Origin of the sequence: Mucilaginibacter sp. P19 (assembly GCF_050632265.1) — a bacterium.
In the GTDB taxonomy this organism is placed as follows: Bacteria; Bacteroidota; Bacteroidia; order Sphingobacteriales; family Sphingobacteriaceae; genus Mucilaginibacter; species Mucilaginibacter gossypii.
In genome coordinates this window covers 3,394,165-3,414,514 of sequence record NZ_CP192586.1, presented here as the reverse complement: position 1 = coordinate 3,414,514, position 20,350 = coordinate 3,394,165, and the positions used below count along the sequence as shown (strand labels likewise).

Genomic DNA, 20,350 nt, shown 5'->3' with positions numbered 1-20,350 from the left:
TTAAAATGAAAAAGATATTTTTTCTATCAACCATATCAGCTGTTATTTTAATGGCTTCCTGTAATAAGGATTTAAACCAGGTACCAATATCCAGCTCAACAACAGCAACTTTTTATAAATCGCCAAGCGATTTTTTGCAAGCAACAAACGCTATTTATGCCGATCTGCACAATTACCCGGTACGGTTAGCCAACATGTCTGAAATCCGTTCGGATAATATTTACGGTGTTTCAGTTACCGTACGTGACTGGGACCCGGTAAATGATTTTTCTCCCTCATTAGCAGCAAACGCTTACGTTACCGAAGCCTGGGGCACCGACTTTAACGGTATTTTCAGGGCTAATACCCTGCTTGACCAGATTGCCAAAAATGGCAGCTACGTAGGTTCGGCTTCATTAGCAACCAGGTTACAGGCCGAAGCTAAGTTTCTGCGGGCATTTTATTACTTCGATCTGCTTAGGTATTTCGGCAAGCTTCCAATCATTGACCACCCGGTTACTGCGCCTGAAGCTAATTCTATCGGCCGCAGTTCTGTAGCTGATGTTTACAAACTGATTATAGCCGATCTGCAATCGGCCATAGCTAACTTACCTACCACGTATACCGGGGTAGACGTAGGTCGCGCTACCAAATATGCAGCGGAAGCCTTGCTGGCACAGGTGTATATGGCTAAATCCGCGCCAAATTATGGTATTGAAGGGCCGGGAACCGGATCAAACGAATGGAATTTAGCTTTGCCTTTGTTGCAGGATATTATCAGTAGTGGTAAGTTCGCTTTTGAGTCTACTTACAGCAATATATTTTCATATGCTAATCAAAGCCCTGCAGTTAATAAAGAGGCCATTTTTGATGTGATGTATACCAGCGGTATCAGCGGTACAAGTGATCTTTACGGCGCCTCATACCCATGGACGCTTGCACCAAGCGCTTATTTTTTATCTATCAAGGATACCAAATCAAACGGAAGCCTGGAGATTATCCCGGTATCAAATGATCTGGCAAACAGCTATGACGCTGCCGATACACGCAAGGCTTTTAGTATCTACACCGCAGGCTATACAAATGCTGGAAGTACAGAAAACCGCCCGTTCTTTAAAAAATGGCTTGATATAACAAAGATTCCAACTGCCAGTAGGTTTGACTGGGGCATCAACTTTATCGCTATCAGGTACACTGATGTTTTGATGCTTAAGGCCGAGTGTATATTGAACGGTGCAACCGGAGGCTCGCAGGCTGATGTGGATGCTATTGTTAACCAGGTGCGCACACGTGCCGGGTTGCCATCCGTGGCAGGTGTAACGCTTGCTCAACTGTTTGATGAACGCCGCAGAGAATTTGCAGATGAAGGCTCACGCTGGTTCGATCTGCAAAGAAGCGGCAACCTCTTAACCATTATGAATAGCTGGATCGCCAAAGAAGATGCCCAGAAAGCTATCAAGCCGGTTATTGCTAATTATGTTATCTACCCTGTACCGCAAACACAACTGGATGCGGCACCTGGGTTATACTCACAAAATCCCGGATATTGATCCGGGGGAATGATGAACAAACGATTTTGATCATCATAAAAATGGTTTATCCCCTGCTTGGGTATAGCCGTCAATTTATGTGGGGATTGAATAGAAGATTTGGAAATTCCCTCTTGAGAGAGTAATAGCCCATGAAAAGGCAGGAATAATTTGTATATTTATGATAATGAATATCATAGAGACGATTAAGCGTTTTCCAGATCAGTCCAGTTGCATAGACTATCTTGAAGGATTAAGATGGCAAGGATTGCCAGAATGCCCGTATTGCAACAGCAAACGGAGCAGCAAGCGCCAGGAAAGCCAACGGCATATTTGCAATAGCTGTAACCGCAGCTATAGCGTTTTGGTCGGCACTGTTTTCGAGGGCACCAAACTTCCTTTGCCGCAATGGTTTTTGGCTATTTCATTAATGCTGAATGCGAAAAAGGGGTTATCTGCACGTCAGTTAAGCAGGGATCTGGGATGCAATCGTAAGACAGGCTGGTATTTGCAGATGCGGATACGGGAAGCCATGCGGGACGGCGGGGATGGCGGTTTGTTTAAGGGTATTGTTGAGGTAGATGAGACTTATTTAGGTGGTAAAAAAGCCAATCACTCAAAGAAAAAGCGGCAGGAAAGGCGCGATAATAATTTGCAGGTCACCGGCATGCAGGATAAACAGCCCGTGATTGGGTTATTGGAGCGGGATGGCCGTCTAAAGCTTCAGGTCATAGATAAGGCACATGGGAAAACGCTCAAACCCATTGTTGAACAATCAGTGAGCACAGATGCTACTATTGTAACGGACGGCTTTGGTGGATATGCCGGTTTAAATAAAATATTCCGTGAACATCAGGTATTAAACAAGGAAAAAGAAGAGTATGCCCGGGGAGAGTATCACACCAATACGATTGAGGGCTTTTGGACATTGTTAAAACGGGGGATATATGGTCAATACCATAAAGTATCGCTCAGACATTTGCAATCATACCTGAATGAGTTCACATTTAAATATAACAATAGAGGCAATAACCAGGTGTTTAACTTTTTAATTAACAAAATGGCTACTGCCTCTTGATGGGCTATTACTCTTGAGAGGGGGCGCGGAGGGAGAGTGGTAGCAGGGGTGTGTTTCTGCAGTAGGTTTATCAAAGCAGAGACACACCCCTCAGCTCCTCTCAAGAGGGGAATCGCACGTTCCCCCGCTTTTTATACCTTAGGTTGACGGCTATGCCTGCTTGGGGGGATAAACCATTTAAAGAATAAGCTTACCTATGAAATTATTACGTTATTCTGTTTTCCTGATAGTTATTGCCGCGAATGCAGTAAACGGGCAAACTAACCTGGACTGGGCAAAAAAGGTTGGGGCCAGGCATGCGCCGCAAAAAACAGTAGTGTGGTATGTTAATGACAATGGTGCGGCTAACGATGGCAACACCGTAAATACAGTAGCGATACAAAAAACTATTGACCAATGCTCGGCAAAAGGAGGTGGTATAGTCTCATTTAAACCCGGTAAATATTTGACAGGTTCCATTTTTTTAAAGAATAATGTTTGCCTCAATATTGATGAGGGAGTAACGTTGTTGGGTAGCCAGGACCTGAAAGATTACCCCGAAATTGATACCCGCGTTGCCGGTATTGAAATGAAATGGCCTGCCGCTTTGATCAACATAGCCGGGCAAGCCAATGTGGCAATTACCGGGAAAGGACTGGTAAACGCACAGGGTAAACCATTTTGGGACCTCTACCGGAAAATGCGGGCCGAATATGACCCTAAAGGTTTACGCTGGATAGTTGACTACGACGCCAAGCGTCCGCGTACGTTGCTGGTTTCCAACTCGGCAGATGTTACCATTAAAAATGTTACGTTGCAACAGGCGGGGTTCTGGACGGTGCAGTTGCTTTACTCAGATCATGTAACTGTTGATGGCATCACCATCCGCAATAACGTTGATGGGCATGGGCCATCGACAGATGGCATAGATATAGATTCGTCCAGCTGGATCCTTGTGCAAAACTGCGATATTGATTGTAACGACGATGATTTTTGCCTTAAAGCCGGCAGGGATTGGGATGGGTTGCGGGTAAATAAACCGACCGAATATGTGGTGATCCGCAAATGTGTATCAAGGGCGGGGGCAGGATTGCTTACCTGCGGCAGCGAAACTTCGGGCGGGATCAGGCATGTGCTTGCCACCGACCTTACAGGTAACGGAACCAGTAATGGGTTAAACATTAAATCTGCAATTACGCGCGGCGGCACGGTTGAGGATATCCACTTTACAAACATAACCATGAATGGCGTAGGCACGGCTTTTCAAATCACTATGAACTGGAACCCAAGCTACAGCTATTCTAAATTACCCGATGGTTACAATGAAGCAACGCTGCCCGATCATTGGAAAAAGATCCTGCATAAAGTGGATCCCGCGGAAAAAGGGATCCCGCACTTTAAGGATGTTTATATTTCAAATATTAAAGTTACCGGCGCTAAAAAGGCCATTAATGCTATTGGGCTTAAAGAATCAACTATGCAAAATTTTCATTTTGATAGAGTTAATATTGAGGCGGGTACTGCAGGTGATGTGCAGTTTGCACAGGCATGGGAGTGGAAAAACTCACAGATCAATACTCAGGATAACACAAAACTTAATTTAAATGATGCCGGCGCAGGTCAATAATAAATACAAGTTTTTAAAGAGAATTCTTGTTTGCGTGGGAGCAGGTTTGGCATTGCTTTTTAGTGCCTGGTCAGTTCCTTCGGCACAAAAGAGAGGTAGTGTTATTTCGCTGGCAGGCCGGTGGCAGTTTCAGATGGATTCGGCCGATAAGGGGATTGAAGAGAAATGGTTCTTGAGACCGCTTACGGATACTATCCATTTGCCAGGCTCCATGATCCAAAACTTAAAAGGAGATGACATCAGCCTTAAAACAAAATGGACAGGAAGTATTTATGACAGTTCATGGTTTTATAACCCGCGTTTAGCTAAGTACCGGGTGCCTGGCAACCTCAAAATACCTTTCTGGCTTACACCGCCGAAACACTATACAGGAGCTGCATGGTATAAAAAAGAAGTAATTATCCCTGCAGATTGGAAAAACAAACACCTTGTGCTTTTTCTCGAACGGGCTCATACCGAAACCAGGTTATGGGTTGATGATACCGAAATTGGGATGCAAAACAGCCTGGTAGCCCCGCATCAATTTGATCTGGGAAACAAACTATCGCCCGGAAAACATCAAATTACACTTTGTATTGATAACCGCGTTAAAGCGATCAACGTAGGACCCGATTCACATAGTATTACTGATCATACACAGGGCAACTGGAATGGCGTGATCGGCAAAATGGAGCTGAGAGCCGGAGACCAGACCTGGCTGGATGAGATCCAGGTATACCCTGATCTGAAACAAAAAACAGCCCATATCAAAATACTGATTAAAACCGAAAGGGGAACTGCTAACGGTAAAATCACAGTTTCGGCCAAAGCATTTAATAGCCCGGTTTTACAGCTAATACCAGTTGTAAGTAAGCCTGTTGATATCAAGGATAGTGTAGCAGAGTTAACGATTGACTTGCCGATGGGCGTAAAAATGCAGACATGGGATGAATTTAATCCGGTTTTATACCGGCTTACAGCAACGCTGCACACTGCGGATGGATCAACAGATACAAGGCAGGTGGATTTTGGCATGCATGAGTTTAAGGCCGATGGAAAAACATTTACCATAAATGGCAAACCCGTTTTTCTGCGTGGTACGGTGAATAACTGTGAGTTCCCGCTTACCGGTTATCCGCCTACTACCGAAGCAGAATGGGACCGGATCTTTAAGATTTGCAGGGAACACGGGCTTAACCACATGCGGTTTCACTCCTGGTGCCCGCCTGAGGCTGCTTTCGATGCAGCTGATAAAGCCGGCTTCTACTTGCATGTGGAAGGGCCGTCATGGGCAAATCATGGCAGTGGTTTGGGTGTGGGGCGGCCTATCGACCAATATATTTATGACGAAACAAACCGCATGGTTAAGTGGTACGGTAATCATCCTTCGTTTTGTATGATGGCTTATGGTAATGAGCCAAGCGGTAAACAGGTAGAATACCTTACTAAATTTGTTGATTACTGGAAAGCTAAAGATCCGCGCAGGCTTTACACAGGAGCGGCGGTAGGCGGTAGTTGGCCGGTAATCCTCAATAACGAATATATGGCCCGTGCGGGTGCGCGTGGTTTGGCCTGGAACCAGCGGCCCGAAAGTTACTCTGATTACAGCAAACAGATAGCTCAGTTTAATGTGCCCTTTGTGGCCCATGAGATGGGGCAATATTGTGCTTTCCCCGATTTTAAGGAAATCAGGAAATATACGGGGATATATAAAGCCAAAAACTTTGAACTTTTTCAGGAAGACCTCCAAGATCATGGAATGGCCGATGAGGCCGAAAAATTCCTGATGGCTTCGGGAAAATTACAGGCTTTATGTTATAAGCACGAAATTGAAAAAGCCATGCGTACACCCGGCTATTCGGGCTTTCAGTTGCTTTCGTTAAATGACTATCCGGGACAGGGTACTGCCCTGGTTGGTGTACTCAATGCCTTTTGGGATAGTAAGGGCTATATTACAGCAAGGCAGTTTGCCCGGTTTTGCAATGCAACAGTGCCGCTTATCCGTACCGAAAAGTTTGTATATCAAAACAACGAAACGCTAAAAGCGCAGGTTGAGCTGTTTAACTATAGCAAGCCTATGACAACCGCGATGAACTGGAAATTAACCGATGCGCAACATAAAGTGATTAGCGAAGGTGTGCTTGATAAAAAAAGCTATGTAATGGGTAACTGCCAGCAGGCAGGAGTGATTAGTGTGGCTTTATCAAAAATAAAATCGCCGGTAAAACTGAACCTTGAAGTAGCCGTGCCTAACACTCAATATGTAAACGACTGGGATTTTTGGGTGTATCCCGCAAACTTGCCTGCTGTGAAAACCGATGTGTATTATACTACTTCGCTGGATGATAAGGCCAAAGAGGTACTCAATAATGGCGGCAAAGTATTTCTGAATGCCTCGGGTAAGGTAATAAAGGGCAAGGAAATTATACAATCATTTACTCCTGTTTTCTGGAATACCTCCTGGTTTAAAATGCGCCCTCCGCATACGCTTGGTTTTGTGTGCGATCCTAAGCATCCTGCGTTTAATGATTTCCCGACATCATCCTATAGTGAAATACAATGGTGGGATATCCTCTCGAATGTGCAGGTAATGCACCTGGAAGATTTTCCGGCAACATTCCGCCCGGTTATTCAGCCTATTGATACCTGGTTCATGAACCGCCGTTTGGCATTGCTCTTTGAAGTCAGGGTGGGTAAGGGGAGCCTGATGGTGAGCAGTGCCGATCTTTCGCCAACAACCGGCGAAGACAGGCCGGCGGCAAAGCAATTATATTACAGCATTTTAAAATATATGTCGTCACCGCAGTTTAAACCTGCTGACAGCATTTCGATGGAAACTGTTGATGATCTTTTCAAAACTGCTTCAAAAGAGGTGTTTGTGTCCTATACCAACGGCGCACCTGACGAACTGAAGCCTAAAAACATAAAAAAGTAATATGAAAGTATTGAAACCAGTTTTAGCTTTATTAATAATGGCCTTTGCCGGCCTGTCTTTTATCAATCAGCAAAAGCCAACCATTTATTTAATTGGCGATTCTACCACGCATAACAACGATAAAGAAACATGGGGCTGGGGAAGCATTATCCCATACTATTTCGATCTGGCAAAGATCAATATTGAAAACCATGCCATGGCTGGTCGCAGCACGCGCACTTTTATAAAGGAAGGCCGCTGGAACAAGGTTGATTCATTATTAAAACCGGGCGATTATGTGATGATGGTATTTGGTCATAATGAAGGCAGTAAGCCCGATACCACAAAAGCCGGTTATCGGGGTGTATTAAAGGGTACAGGTAATGAAACGGTAGAGCTTACCTGGCCTAATGGTACCAAAGAAACAGTACATACCTATGGCTGGTATTTTCACAAATTTATAAGGGATACCAAAGCTAAAGGTGCAACACCTATAGTACTGTCCATGATCCCTCGTAATGAATTTCGTGATGGCAAAGTTATTCGTGCCGATAATGATTATGGTAAATGGGCACAAGAAGTGGCACAGCAGGAAGGTGCCATCTTTATTGATATGAACCATATCACTGCCGATAAATATGATCAATGGGGAGCTGATTCGGTTAAGAAATTTTTCCCCGGAGATCATACCCATACTAACAAGATGGGCGCTACTATAAATGCAGAATCAGTAGTTGATGGCATCCGGGCCAATCCCGTAAACTCTCTGAATAAATACCTTAAAAACTAAAATTTCGGGCTGCTATGAAAAATATGATCCGTACAAATGCCGGCTTAGGCTTATTGCTTGTCCTGGTTATGCTGTTATCTTCTTTTATGTTGATGAAACCTGCCGATAAGCCAACCTTTTACCTGATAGGCGATTCGACTGTAAAAAATGGTAAAGGCAAAGGCGATGGTGGTTTATGGGGATGGGGGAATTACATAGCCCCTTATTTTGATACAACAAAAATAACGGTCGAAAATGACGCGCTTGGGGGCACCAGCAGCCGCACCTTCCAAACTATGGGTTTGTGGGACAAGGTATTGGTTAAAATCAAACCCGGCGACTTTGTGATCATGCAGTTTGGCCATAATGATAGCGGCGCGCTTGATGACACAGCCCGGGCCCGCGGAACTATCAAAGGTATTGGCGGCGAACAGCAGGAAATATACAACCCGATACGGAAAGTAAAAGAGGTGGTACATACCTACGGCTGGTATATGCGCAAATTTATTGCGGATATTAAAGCGAAGGGCGCAACGCCTATTATTTGTTCGCCTATACCCCGTAATGTGTGGAAAGATGGCAAATCTGCAGGCCGCAATAATGAAAACAGCTATGGGCAATGGGCACGTGAGTTGGGCGAACAAACCGGGGCGTTTTTCATCGACCTAAACAAACTGATTGCCGATGATTATGACCAGGAGGGCGAAGCAAAAGTTAAATCAACTTACTTCGGTACTGATGCCACGCATACACTTGAGCCGGGTGCGCAGCTAAATGCCAGCATGGTTATTCAGGGCATCCGATCGTTCAATCAGTTGGCGCTCAATAAATATCTGAAGTAACAGGTTCTGTAATTGATTGTGTCCGGATGATGAAAAGAAGAGATTTTATTGAACAGTTAAGTATGGCTTCGGCAATGGCGTTATTGCCGGGTTTGGCTTTTGGTAATCCAAATGATCATGTTTCGGCATTCGCTAAAAAACTGAAGCCTGTTGGCCGTAAGCTGGAAATGGAGGGTTATTACGTTTGGTGCAATAGCCCGATAGAGGGACCTGATGGCAGGATCCACGTATTTTTTTCAAGATGGATTGCTTCAAAAAAATGGGCGGATGGATCAACGGATCTGAAATATGCCATGCTGTGGCAGATACGCCGGAAAGCGAGTATAAGTTTTTAGAAACAATCCTCGCCCCGCGTGGTCCGGGTTATTGGGATGCTACTACCTGTCATAACCCGTCGATAAAAGTAGTTGATGGTAAATATTGCCTGTTTTTTATGGGCAACTCCAACGGTAAAACCAATACAAAACGAATAGGCCTGGCTACAGCCGATTCGCTTGACGGCCCCTGGACCCGTCCGGATGAACCACTGTTGCTGCCCGGTCCCGAAGGTGCATGGGACGATCATTGTACTACAAACCCCGCGTTTGTTAAACATCCCAACGGGCAATATTGGCTGTTTTATAAATCATGGAACACCAAAGAATATGAAACATCAACCGACCCATTGGTAAAGGGGAACCGTAAATATGGTTTAGCTATTGCCGATAAGCTGGAAGGCCCTTATATCAAGTATGATGGCAACCCGGTTATAGATTTTTCGGGACGAGGCAATAATGCCCAGTTGGAGGATGCTTTTGTTTGGCTTGACAGGGGACGCTTTAGAATGCTTGCCCGGGACATGGGGGTATTTAATCACCAGTATGGTTTATACATGGAATCAAAAACCGGTAAAAAATGGGGCGAACCGGAGATTGGCTATTTTAACGCCGATTATTACCATATCAATCAACCACCGCCACCGAAATATTTGAATAAATACGGCAGGTTTGAAAGGCCTCAGCTTTTATTTCAAAATGGTAAACCCACTTACATGTTTACTACATCGCAGGGCGGTAAATACATGACAGCATCGCCATTCATATTTAAAATAGAATCATAGCATCCTCAACATGAAGAAAATACTGCCCGTATATTTTGCATTATTTGTTGTTGTTTGGCCGGTTTTATTGAGGGCGCAAAATAAAATTGACCGTAAGGCTTTGGTGCAAAGGCACAATGTCATAAATAGTGGCACGGATACGCTTTCTCCTCTCTCGGTTGGTAATGGTCGATTTGCTTTTACGGTTGATGCTACCGGCTTGCAAACTTTTCCTGAACATTACGATAAGGGCATTCCCTTAGGAACACAATCAGAGTGGGGCTGGCACAGCTTTAAAGATACAGCAGGCTACAAGTTTGATGAAACTTTAAAAACCTATACGCTCAATGGCCGTAACGTAAGTTATTCGATACAATGGAACCAGCCCGGCCGTAACAGGAATGCTGCCAATTGGTTCAGGGAAAATGTACATCGCCTGCAATTGGGTAACCTTGGTTTCCTGTTATTGCATAAGGATGTGAGCGAGGCACAGATAACCGATATTCAAAATATCCGGCAGGAACTTAATTTGTGGACAGGGTGCATCAGCAGCTCATTTACTTTTGACGGCGAACAGGTAAAAGTTGAAACCTATGCGCACCAGGGGCAGGATCTGATAGCTGTGAAAGTACAATCGCCATTGTTAGCGCAGGGGAGACTTAAGGTAAGGCTATGTTTCCCTTTCCCCACCAATCAGTTTGCCGACTATGGCGATAACTGGAAAAATCCGCAAAAACACTATTCGGCAATTGTTGGTTCCGGTGCCAGCGAGGCTACCATCATTCATCGTTTGGATACCAGCCAATATTTTGTTCGCCTCGCCTGGAACGGTGTAGCTTCGGTTAAGCATACTGCTGCCCATCAGTTTGTGTTAACGCCTCTGGATAAAGCCGCTGAACTGACGTTTACCTGTTCGTTTAATCCAAAGAAATCCACTGCGGCTTTACCTGGTTTTGCCCAAACGCAAGCCAACAGCATACAGCAATGGAAAGCCTTTTGGCAAAGCGGAGGTGCGGTCGATTTCAGTGGCAGTACCGATCCCCGCGCAAAGGAACTGGAACGCAGGGTGGTGCTGTCTCAATATCTTACCAAAATACAATGTTCTGGTCATCAGCCCCCGCAGGAAACCGGCTTAACGTATAACAGCTGGTATGGTAAACCGCACCTCGAGATGCACTGGTGGCACGGGATCCATTTTGCACTATGGGGCAGAGAGAAATTGCTCGAAAACAGTTTGGACTGGTACCATCACGTAAAAGCCAATGCCAGGGCTATCGCCAAAAGACAAGGATATGATGGCATCCGCTGGCAAAAAATGACCGATCCCGATGGCAATGAAAGCCCATCATCGGTAGGGGCATTCCTGATCTGGCAGCAACCGCATTTTATTTATTTTGCTGAGCTGGACTACCGCGCGCACCCAAATAAGGAAACCCTCGACAAATATAAAGACCTTGTACTGGCCGATGCAGATTTTATGGCCTCGTTTCCCACTTATGATAAGGAGCATGACCGGTATAATTTAGGCAAAGGAATTATCCTGGCGCAGGAACGTTACAAGCCCGAAGAAACATATAATCCAACCTATGAGTTGCAATACTGGCGCTGGGCTTTAAATACCGCCCAGCAATGGCTCAAACGCCTGGGCTTGCAGCCGGATAAAAAGTATGCCCAAATCCTGGATAAATTGGCCCGGTTACCCCAAAAGGATGGCGTTTACCTCGCTGCTGAAAGCTCGCCCGATGCCTATACTAATCCTAAATTAAAAACAGACCACCCGGCAGTATTGGCTGCTTATGGTATGCTGCCCTATAATGATAAACTGGATACCGTGGTAATGAAGGAAACCTTTAACCTGGTTTGGGATGTATGGGATTGGAAGGATACCTGGGGCTGGGATTTCCCAATGACTGCCATGACAGCAGCCCGTTTAAATATGCCTGATAAAGCTGTCGATGCTTTGTTTATGCCCATAAAAACCAATACTTACTTAGCCAACGGCCACAATTACCAGGACGGGCGATTACGCATGTACCTGCCTGGCAACGGTGGTTTACTGGCCGCTGTAGCCATGATGTGTGCCGGCTGGGATGGCTCAACCACTGTAAATCCCGGTTTCCCAAAAGATGGGAAGTGGAAAGTAAGGTGGGAAGGGCTCAGGAAAATGCCTTAATGTTTAACGTGTCTTTTTAGAATGGATATATAAAATCTACGATATGAATAAATTATTGCTTACAATAAAAACGGTATTAAGCGCATGCGCTGTTATGGGTATGATAGGTAGTGCATTTGCCCAACTGCCTGCAAAAACAGAGGTGTTGGCCGGTATGGCCCTGGCCAATAATTATTTTATGCAGAAATGGCCGGATCCGGGAACGTCTGTTACCGTAAAAAATGTCACCCGTACCAGCAATTTGTGGACGAGGGCTGTTTATTACGAAGGGCTGATGGCGATGTATAAAATCGATCCTCAAAAAAGGTACTATGATTATGCAGTTGATTGGGGCGAAAAACATCAGTGGAGCCCTCGTGGCGCTGTTGATACCCGTAATGCCGACAATCAATGCTGCGGGCAAACCTATATCGATCTTTACCTGGTAGATAAAAAGCCAGAACGCATTGAAAAAATAAAGCAAAGCATCGACCTGATGGTGAACAGCGAAAAAAGGATGACTGGAACTGGATAGATGCGCTGCAAATGGCTATGCCGGTATATGCCAGGCTCGGTGCGGTGTATAACGACAATAAGTATTATGAAAAGATGTTCGACATCTACAATTACTCAAAAACCGTTCACGGTGGCAAAGGATTGTATAACACGGTCGATCATCTTTGGTGGCGTGATAAAGACTTTGTACCCCCATATAAAGAGCCTAACGGAGCGGATTGCTACTGGTCGCGCGGGAACGGTTGGGTAGTGGCTGCCATGCTGCGCGTGTTAGAAGTTATGTCTAAAAATGCACCTCATCGCAATGAATACTTATCGGTTTATAAAGAAATGATTGAGGCTTTGGTGCCTCTGCAACGTGCTGATGGCTATTGGAATGTGAGCCTGAAGGACTCGACCAATTTTGGCGGTAAGGAACTATCGGGCACGGCTTTGTTTACTTACGGTATGGCCTGGGGGATCAATCATGGGATCCTTAAAAAGAAAACCTATCTGCCAATAGTTTTCAAAGCATGGAATGCCATTGCAAAAGAGTGCCTGCATCCGGATGGCATGCTGGGTTTTGTACAGGGAACAGGCAAAGAGCCAAAAGACGGACAGCCGGTAGGGTACAATAATGTGCCCGATTTTGAAGATTATGGTTTGGGGTGTTTCCTGTTGGCCGGCAGCGAAGTTTATAAACTGAGCAAATAATGAAAAAGGTATCCTTGTTTTTAGCTTTTGTTTTAATCGGGGTGACTGCCTTTGCGCAAACGGGTATTGGCAGCAATAAATCCGGATACAAAAAAGATGGCAACACCTTGTTATTCAGTAACGCCAACGGAGATGTTAAAATTGAGTTGTGCTCAGCATCCATGTTTCGGGTAAGGGCCAGTTGGAGCCGCAAATTTGCACCGGATGAGCACTTAATGCAGGAAAATTATACGTGGCCCGCTGTTGATTATAAAATAACTGATGCTAAATCGGCATACATAATCCAAACGTCGGCCTTGATTATCACGGTAATTAAATCACCGTTTATAATTAATGTCGCAGACAGCAAGGGCGTGATGTTATCATCAGAGTACGTGCCTGATAGTAAACAAAATGGAGGTTTGCATCACATAGGTGATATGGTTATGTGTACTAAAGACTTGCTTCCCGATGAGCATTTCTTTGGCTTTGGTGAGCGCATGGATTTTACCGAACAGCGTAACAAACTGGTAAAGCTGAACGTGGGCCGGGGAAAAAGCAAAAATAATTTGCTTGGCGCTTATAATATCAACGAAGCTAACTACTGCCCGGTGCCATTTTTTATGAGCACTAAGGGCTATGGCATCTATCTGCATAATTCATCAGCTACCGAATGGGATATGGGTAGCAAAACTGATGATGAATACAGCTTTAAAGCGAATGATGGCGAATTGGATTACTACTTTATTTACGGTCCAACGTTCCCGGTTATTTTAAGCAGTTATTTAAGCATCACAGGTAAATCGCCATTGTTGCCGAGGTTTGCCTTCGGTTTGCATATGGGCACTTATAGCGGCGGCACCTGGGGACATGAGGAACTTACTTCGGACAGATATGTAATAGAACTGGCCCGCAAAATGCGCGAGATGGGGATCCCGGTTGATATCCTTTTCCTCGATTCAACCTGGCGCTTGTTTGGTAAAATGGGGGCAAAGGAGCTACCTCCTTTGAATGGCGCGAAACATTTAAGGATCCCAAAGCCATGTTTGATAGCCTGTATGCCATGAACTTTAAAATGGTGGGCCTGCATATCCGCCCAAGGTTTGATAACGCCAAAAATCTGAACCTGCTTGATGAGGCACAGGCCAAAGGTTTTACCTATCCCGAAAATGGCAAACCAGGCGAGTTTGTGAACTTTTTTGATCAGCGGGCTGCAAACTGGTGGTGGTATAACGGCGTGATGAAAGTAGCCTCAATTGGTGCTAAATTCCTGAAAACAGATGAAGGCAGTGCCTTTGGTTCATTAGCCAATGAAAGTGAAAAAGTTGGGCCTACTGGTAGAGAAGTGGCACAACTTCATAATGTATTTCCCATCGCTTATGCTAAAGCTCCGTATTTAAAATTTCAGGAATATAATGGCATTCGCGGATTAAATCAAACCCGGGAAGGTTATTCAGGGATCCAACGTTATCCCTTCATTTTTGCCGGTGATTGGCCAAGCGAATGGCAATACTTTGCTCCGGTTATAAAAGCCGGGTTAAATATTGGCCTGTCGGGCGTTGGATATTGGGCACATTGCATGGGCGGTTTTGAACACGCGGCCGATCCGGAATTATACATGCGTTGGGTACAGTTTGGTATGTTTAGTCCGGTAGCTATGGTTTTTGGTATGGACCATCCGGGCTATAAAGAACCCTGGAATTATGGGGCTGAGGCTTTGGCTAACTTTAAAAAGTACGACGATCTGCGTTACAGGATGATTCCCTATATCTATAGCAATGCGTACACGCAATATCAAACCGGTATGCCGCTTATGCGCGCTTTGGTGCTGGAATACCAGGACGATCCCAATACCTACAATATAGCCGATCAATACCTGTTTGGTGACAACATGATGGTTTGCCCGGTAACTGTAAAGGGCGCACAAACGCGTACTGTTTATTTACCAAAAGGAATTTGGTTTGACTATTGGACGGGCATAAAATATACCGGAAAGCAATATATCCATATCCTGACCCCTCCAGATCATCTACCCATTTTTGTAAAAGCAGGAGGCATTATCCCAATGCAACTGGCCATGAAATACATGGATGAAAAACCGGTAGATGTGATAACGCTGGACGTGTTTTTGGGCCAGGCATCTGAGTTTAAGTTGTATGAAGATGATGGCATCAGTTTAAAATATAAACAGGGCGACAAGGCGATCACCCAAATTGCTGTGACCAATACTGCCGATGGCTGGCAACTGCAAATTAAAAAGCCCACAGGTAACTTTACCCCGGCGCAGCATACTTATTTGACAAAAATACATTGGGCTTATGATAATGCTCCATCTTCAATAATAGAAAATAATGAAACATTGAAAGCGGCTGATCATGTTGAAGCATTAGACAAAACAGCTGGCTGGTATTATGATAAAATCAATCATTTGCTTTGGATAAAAACATCCAATAGTAACAGGGATGATATTACCCTTAATTTTAAATAGATTGCGATAATCGTCTCCTATGAAAAAGTTCCTTCAAACCATCTTTCTTTTTGCAGTAGCAAGCAATCCAATATTTGCCCAGGATAAGCAACCAGCTAAGCGGCCAAACATCATTATTATTTTGGCCGATGATATGGGCTACTCGGATATAGGCTGTTTCGGCTCCGACACGCAAACGCCCAATCTTGATGCGATGGCGAAAGGTGGTTTGCGCATGACCCAGTTTTACAACGCATCGCGCTGCTGCCCAACCCGCGCGTCGTTACTTACTGGGCTTTATCAGCATCAGGCCGGGGTAGGCGATATGGTAAACCACCGCGATGTACCGGCTTACCAGGGCTACCTGAACCAAAACTGCGTAACCATAGCCGAAGCGCTTAAAGAAGGTGGCTATAATACGCTGATGGCAGGCAAATGGCATGTGGGTACAGACCCCTCGCGCTGGCCGGTTAAACGCGGTTTTGATCATTACTTTGGTTTGATAGACGGTGCAAGCAGCTATTTTACTCCAACCATGCCGTACCGCCCTAATCAAAAGCTTACCATTGCTTTAGATGATAAGGAATATACACCGGGACCAAACTGGTATTCAACCAATGCTTATGCCGATTATGCCCTTAAATTTATTGAGGGTAATAAAGGTACAGGCAAGCCATTCTTTTTGTACATGGCTTTTACCAGTCCGCACTGGCCAATTCAGGCGCTGCCTGAGGATATTGCCAAATACAAAGGCAAGTACCTGAAAGGTTGGGATAAACTCAGGCAGGAACGGCTTGAACGTCAAAAGCAATTAGGTATCATTCGCAAAGATGAAAAGCTTTCGCCAAGGGATAAGAGCGTACCGGAATGGGATAGCCTTACTCCTGAAGAAAAAGAGCAGTTTGATACTAAAATGGCCGTATACGCTGCGATGGTTGACCGGATGGATCAGAATATAGGCCGCATCAGGAAAAAACTTAAAGAGCTGGGCGAGGATAAAAATACGGTGATCATGTTCCTGTCAGACAATGGGGCCAGTAATGAAACTATTGCCGGACCGGGTTTTACCTCCGAGGTACTGGCTGCAAACAGTAAGCCTGCAAGTGATCCAACATCTTTTACATCGTACGGGTCATTAGGTGCCAATGTGAGCGATACGCCTTTTCGCTTGTTTAAGCACTGGGAATATGAGGGCGGCACAGCTACCCCTTTTATAGCTTATTTCCCCGATGTGATTAAGCCGGGGGCAATAGTCAATAAACCTGCCCACATTATCGATCTGATGGCTACCTGCCTTGATCTGGCCGGAGCAACTTATCCCAAAGTTTATCATGGCAATAGCATTACACCCACGGAGGGTATAAGTCTTGTCCCGGTATTTAAAGGCCAGAAGTGGCAAGGACATAACGGGCTGTTTTTTGAACACGAGGGCAATCGTGCTGTAAGGAAGGGCGACTGGAAACTGGTATCGCAACGCCCCGAAAATAAATGGGAACTCTATAATATCAGCACGGACCGCTCCGAGCTAAATGACCTGAGTGTCCAATACCCTCAAAAAGTAGCTGAACTTGAAGCAATGTATAGCGACTGGGCCGCCCGTGCTGGTGTTGTGGAGTTTGATAAGTTAGCAAAAGCGAAAGGTGAATAATTAAAAAGTATAGACTGGCTTTAAGTTTGTGTATTCCCGCTTTTACCAATGCCAATGTTTTAGCTCAGTTCCACATAGTACCGTTAATGCCCATCCACAAACCAATGAAATAACGATGGCCCGCCGCCCCTGTTTACACTGCTGCTATCGGTGAGCCGTCTATTTTTTTATTTCGATAAGCAGGATTACAGCCGGTGGTGAGGTAGAGGAACTGCAATTATCAATTTGTTGTTTTCATGGTGATGTTATTATCACAAAAAAAGGTGATTTTCTTTTACTGCGAAGCCGGGCTCTGCCCGGAGGAAGATAACTGACGTTGTGCTTGGGTTTACTTTTAACAGGTGTCGTCTTATCCGTTTACTACTTCGCCGCCGTTTACATGGATTACCTGACCTGTAATAAAGGAAGAGTCGTCTGAAGCCAGGAAAACATAGGCGGGACCAAGCTCAGAAGGCTGTCCGGCACGTTTCATAGCCGTTTCACAGCCAAACTTTTTGATCTTTTCTTCGTCGAAGGTGGATACAATAAGTGGGGTCCAGACCGGTCCGGGCGCTACGGCGTTAACCCGGATCCCTTTTTCTGTCAGGTTGGTAGCCAGTGATCGCGTAAAGGTAGTGATAGCGCCTTTGGTTGATGAGTAATCAATAAGCGAAGGCGAAGAACGATAGGCGGTTACCGAAGTGGTATTGATAATGCAATCGCCTGCATGCATGTGATCTAATGCAGCTTCTGCAAAATAAAAATAGGCAAATATATTGGTGCGGAAGGTAACATCCAGTTGTCCGGGATCAATTGCCCTGACGTCTTTTTGCGGGAATTGCATACCTGCATTGTTCACCAGGATATTGAGTTTACCAAATTCTTGTATGGTTTGTTGTACCGCGTGTTTGCAAAAGGCCGGGTCTTTTACGTCCCCTTTAATAAGCAAGCATTGCTGGCCTGTTAATTCAACCAGGTCCTTTGTGATTTCGGCATCTTCGTCCTCCTCCAGGTAAACGATGGCCACATTAGCACCTTCCTGCGCAAAATGTACGCTTACCGCGCGGCCAATTCCACTATCGCCCCCGGTAATGAGGGCTATTTTTCCTTGCAACTTTCCGGCAGCTTTATAGTTGTCTTTAATGTATTCCGGAGCCGGATGCATCTTTGCTTCAATACCTGGCTGCCTATCCTGCTTTTGCGGTGTTTCTTCTTTGGTTATCATAGATTCTTTTAAAAAAGTGTTGTTGTTGAGTTGACTAACGAAAGCCGGAACACAGACGCTTATTGAAAGTTGTTTAAACTTTCTTAAAAAATCGTTAGCTCTAAAGCTTTCGAAAAGGGGGAGTTAGCGGCATTAAAAATGCCTGGGCAACTGTTTAATAAAAGCCGTCATCAGCAGGATGACGGCCGGTAGTTTTTTTAAGTATTTCAGGCCGTTTTATTATTATCAGGATAAATACTCCATTGCGCCACGCCTTCGGGCTCAGAGTCCTTTACTTCGGTGCTTTTTTCCTGGCTCATTTGCTTATTCAGCTTTTCGGCCTGTTTAAGTTCCCTCGCCTTATCGTCTTCCAGTTGGGTGAGGCCCTGTGTTTCCCTGACGTGCTTTACCGGGTCAGCTATGTAAATAAATTCTTTTTCCAAATCGGGCATTTCGCCTTCGTTCCACGGGCCGTGAACGTCGGCACCATTAGACATATTGAAATACTGCTGGGTAAAGCGTGGATCGGCTGCCAGTACCCCTGGTGGAAAGTTCGGCTGGATATCGTTTAAAGCCGCTTCAAACATCTTGTAATGCGCCACTTCACGGGTCATCAGGAAAGACAGTGTTTCGTGAATGTAAGGATCATTGGTGAATTTCATCAGGTGTTCATAAACCAGCTTGGCGCGTGACTCTGAGGCAAGGTTACTGCGAAGATCGACGGTCAGGTCGCCATTTGAATGGATATAACTTGCACACCATGGTATGCCCTGGCTGTTGCGGGGCGTAACACCGCCGCCTGTAATAACGCCAAACTGTGGATTGGCGAATACTGCCTGGTGAATAATATCTTCTTTGGCAGCTTTACCATTCAAAACCTGCATGATCTCGGAACTGTCGGCAGCATTCTTAAGTTCGCCATTAACGCCTTTGAGGAGCATTTGAATAGTGGCGCCCACGATTTCAAGGTGACTGAATTCCTCTGTGGCGATATCCATCAGCATATCATATTTGTCGGGGTACGGCACCTTGGCACCAAAGGCCTGCGTGAAGTATTGCATGGCTGCGGCCAGTTCGCCGTTCTCTCCGCCAAACTGTTCCAGCAATAAATTGGCAAACCGGGGATCGGGGCGCGATACGCGCGCGTTAAATTGTAGTTCTTTTACATGGTGAAACATAACATTTGATTTTGGTAGATAGTGTTATGATACAACCAAGGGTAGTGTTTTATGTTTTATAATTTAATAAATTTTTTTAATATGAAATAAAAGTGATCTATTTTACCAATCATTAATATGATTACTGTTTCAATAAACTGCAAAATTTGAGCATCGACTGCGGAGTAATGCTCCAGTTAGGTGCTTTAATATCACCCCAGGCTTTGGGGTTGTCATATAAATTAAAGTAGCAAACGCCAAAAACATGAGGGTTCGCATTTATTGTTTCAGCGGCATCGGCAAGCCATTTGTCCTGGAAGCTTTCTGATCCCTTTACACCGAATTCGGTTATGAACAAAGGCTTATCAAGAAATCTCATCCGAAAATATTTTCGGTTAAATATGGTGCTGAAGGCTTCCTGCTTATCCTGATCGGTAATGTTTTTATCCGGCAAACCGTAAATGGCTATACTGATATAATCTACTACATCGCTTCCGGGCCAAAAATCCGCCGAGCCCCGGTCGCCGGCAGGTCCCCAAACCTTTCTGACATTTTTGCCCGGTCCTCCGTCAAACTGCATAAAATATCTGAAGGCATTGATATAAGTAACAGGGTCCTGGCTTTGCCACTTGTACCGGTGGATAGGGATCTCCATTTCATGCATCCATCTGAGATAAACGATGTTTTGTGTGGCAGAAATTATATTAAATAATTTTTTAATCTGTTTGTTATAACGGCCGTTTAATATACTTTCCATAACAGCAGTATCCGGTATTCCGCT

15 protein-coding genes and 1 pseudogene are annotated in these 20,350 nt (G+C 44.9%); 13 read left to right on the top strand and 3 right to left on the bottom strand.

The features are described 5' to 3' along the window. Window positions 1–5 precede the first annotated feature (5 nt). The 13 genes and pseudogenes from ACQ86K_RS16560 to ACQ86K_RS16500 all read left to right on the top strand — a co-directional run bounded on the left by ACQ86K_RS16560 (window position 6) and on the right by ACQ86K_RS16500 (window position 17,229). Window positions 6–1,529 carry a RagB/SusD family nutrient uptake outer membrane protein gene (locus ACQ86K_RS16560; RefSeq protein WP_091176216.1) on the top strand — a complete coding sequence of 508 codons (1,524 nt, stop codon included), beginning with the start codon at window positions 6–8 and terminating at the stop codon, window positions 1,527–1,529. Between the two features lie 166 nt (window positions 1,530–1,695). Continuing rightward, window positions 1,696–2,586 carry an IS1595 family transposase gene (locus ACQ86K_RS16555; RefSeq protein ID WP_189549506.1) on the top strand — a complete coding sequence of 297 codons (891 nt, stop codon included), beginning with the start codon at window positions 1,696–1,698 and terminating at the stop codon, window positions 2,584–2,586. Window positions 2,587–2,782: 196 nt separating this feature from the next. Further along, window positions 2,783–4,192 (top strand): glycoside hydrolase family 28 protein, encoded by a 1,410-nt coding sequence (locus ACQ86K_RS16550; RefSeq protein ID WP_091163566.1) that lies wholly within the window; start codon window positions 2,783–2,785, stop codon window positions 4,190–4,192. Further along, entirely contained in the window at window positions 4,170–7,106 is a 2,937-nt protein-coding gene (locus tag ACQ86K_RS16545; protein ID WP_256337359.1) for an exo-beta-1,4-galactosidase, read from the top strand. The genes ACQ86K_RS16550 and ACQ86K_RS16545 overlap by 23 nt, the downstream gene beginning before the upstream one ends. Before the next feature lies 1 nt (window position 7,107). Further along, on the top strand, window positions 7,108–7,875 hold the full coding sequence (locus ACQ86K_RS16540; protein ID WP_091163571.1) for a rhamnogalacturonan acetylesterase: 768 nt from the start codon (window positions 7,108–7,110) through the stop codon (window positions 7,873–7,875). A gap of 14 nt (window positions 7,876–7,889) precedes the next feature. Next, the gene (locus ACQ86K_RS16535; protein WP_091163574.1) at window positions 7,890–8,696 is read left to right on the top strand and encodes a rhamnogalacturonan acetylesterase; all 807 of its coding nucleotides are present in this window, start codon (window positions 7,890–7,892) and stop codon (window positions 8,694–8,696) included. A gap of 26 nt (window positions 8,697–8,722) precedes the next feature. Further along, a complete protein-coding gene (locus tag ACQ86K_RS16530; protein ID WP_431198348.1) occupies window positions 8,723–9,031 on the top strand; it encodes a hypothetical protein in 309 nt (102 codons plus the stop codon). Continuing rightward, window positions 8,995–9,795 carry a glycoside hydrolase family protein gene (locus tag ACQ86K_RS16525; protein ID WP_431198347.1) on the top strand — a complete coding sequence of 267 codons (801 nt, stop codon included), beginning with the start codon at window positions 8,995–8,997 and terminating at the stop codon, window positions 9,793–9,795. The genes ACQ86K_RS16530 and ACQ86K_RS16525 overlap by 37 nt, the downstream gene beginning before the upstream one ends. Window positions 9,796–9,805: 10 nt before the next feature. Beyond that, window positions 9,806–11,947, top strand: coding sequence for a hypothetical protein (locus tag ACQ86K_RS16520; protein ID WP_091163579.1), 2,142 nt, complete (start codon window positions 9,806–9,808; stop codon window positions 11,945–11,947). A 43-nt stretch (window positions 11,948–11,990) separates the two neighbouring features. Continuing rightward, window positions 11,991–13,135, top strand: a pseudogene (locus tag ACQ86K_RS16515) (glycoside hydrolase family 88/105 protein). Next, window positions 13,135–14,181 carry a hypothetical protein gene (locus tag ACQ86K_RS16510; RefSeq protein ID WP_431198346.1) on the top strand — a complete coding sequence of 349 codons (1,047 nt, stop codon included), beginning with the start codon at window positions 13,135–13,137 and terminating at the stop codon, window positions 14,179–14,181. Before ACQ86K_RS16515 ends, ACQ86K_RS16510 begins: the two are co-directional and overlap by 1 nt. Further along, window positions 14,157–15,602 carry a TIM-barrel domain-containing protein gene (locus ACQ86K_RS16505; RefSeq protein WP_431198345.1) on the top strand — a complete coding sequence of 482 codons (1,446 nt, stop codon included), beginning with the start codon at window positions 14,157–14,159 and terminating at the stop codon, window positions 15,600–15,602. The genes ACQ86K_RS16510 and ACQ86K_RS16505 overlap by 25 nt, the downstream gene beginning before the upstream one ends. Window positions 15,603–15,621: 19 nt before the next feature. Next, the gene (locus ACQ86K_RS16500; protein ID WP_431198344.1) at window positions 15,622–17,229 is read left to right on the top strand and encodes an arylsulfatase; all 1,608 of its coding nucleotides are present in this window, start codon (window positions 15,622–15,624) and stop codon (window positions 17,227–17,229) included. Window positions 17,230–17,578: 349 nt separating this feature from the next. Here the strand turns inward: ACQ86K_RS16500 and ACQ86K_RS16495 are convergent, their stop codons facing one another. From ACQ86K_RS16495 to ACQ86K_RS16485, 3 genes are all read right to left on the bottom strand, one after another. After that, window positions 17,579–18,433: an SDR family oxidoreductase gene (locus ACQ86K_RS16495; RefSeq protein ID WP_091163589.1), complete on the bottom strand. Its 855-nt coding sequence runs from the start codon at window positions 18,431–18,433 to the stop codon at window positions 17,579–17,581. Window positions 18,434–18,639: 206 nt separating this feature from the next. Further along, entirely contained in the window at window positions 18,640–19,590 is a 951-nt protein-coding gene (locus ACQ86K_RS16490) for a manganese catalase family protein (RefSeq protein WP_091163592.1), read from the bottom strand. A gap of 121 nt (window positions 19,591–19,711) precedes the next feature. Next, on the bottom strand, window positions 19,712–20,326 hold the full coding sequence (locus ACQ86K_RS16485) for a hypothetical protein (protein WP_431198343.1): 615 nt from the start codon (window positions 20,324–20,326) through the stop codon (window positions 19,712–19,714). Between the last annotated feature and the right edge of the window lie 24 nt (window positions 20,327–20,350).

Coding starts and splice junctions, on each gene's coding strand:
- ACQ86K_RS16560 (WP_091176216.1), top strand. CDS start 6: ATGAAAAAGATATTTTTTCTATCAACCATATCAGCTGTTATTTTAATG.
- ACQ86K_RS16555 (WP_189549506.1), top strand. CDS start 1,696: ATGAATATCATAGAGACGATTAAGCGTTTTCCAGATCAGTCCAGTTGC.
- ACQ86K_RS16550 (WP_091163566.1), top strand. CDS start 2,783: ATGAAATTATTACGTTATTCTGTTTTCCTGATAGTTATTGCCGCGAAT.
- ACQ86K_RS16545 (WP_256337359.1), top strand. CDS start 4,170: ATGATGCCGGCGCAGGTCAATAATAAATACAAGTTTTTAAAGAGAATT.
- ACQ86K_RS16540 (WP_091163571.1), top strand. CDS start 7,108: ATGAAAGTATTGAAACCAGTTTTAGCTTTATTAATAATGGCCTTTGCC.
- ACQ86K_RS16535 (WP_091163574.1), top strand. CDS start 7,890: ATGAAAAATATGATCCGTACAAATGCCGGCTTAGGCTTATTGCTTGTC.
- ACQ86K_RS16530 (WP_431198348.1), top strand. CDS start 8,723: ATGATGAAAAGAAGAGATTTTATTGAACAGTTAAGTATGGCTTCGGCA.
- ACQ86K_RS16520 (WP_091163579.1), top strand. CDS start 9,806: ATGAAGAAAATACTGCCCGTATATTTTGCATTATTTGTTGTTGTTTGG.
- ACQ86K_RS16510 (WP_431198346.1), top strand. CDS start 13,135: ATGAAAAAGGTATCCTTGTTTTTAGCTTTTGTTTTAATCGGGGTGACT.
- ACQ86K_RS16505 (WP_431198345.1), top strand. CDS start 14,157: ATGTTTGATAGCCTGTATGCCATGAACTTTAAAATGGTGGGCCTGCAT.
- ACQ86K_RS16500 (WP_431198344.1), top strand. CDS start 15,622: ATGAAAAAGTTCCTTCAAACCATCTTTCTTTTTGCAGTAGCAAGCAAT.
- ACQ86K_RS16495 (WP_091163589.1), bottom strand. CDS start 18,433: ATGATAACCAAAGAAGAAACACCGCAAAAGCAGGATAGGCAGCCAGGT.
- ACQ86K_RS16490 (WP_091163592.1), bottom strand. CDS start 19,590: ATGTTTCACCATGTAAAAGAACTACAATTTAACGCGCGCGTATCGCGC.
- ACQ86K_RS16485 (WP_431198343.1), bottom strand. CDS start 20,326: ATGGAAAGTATATTAAACGGCCGTTATAACAAACAGATTAAAAAATTA.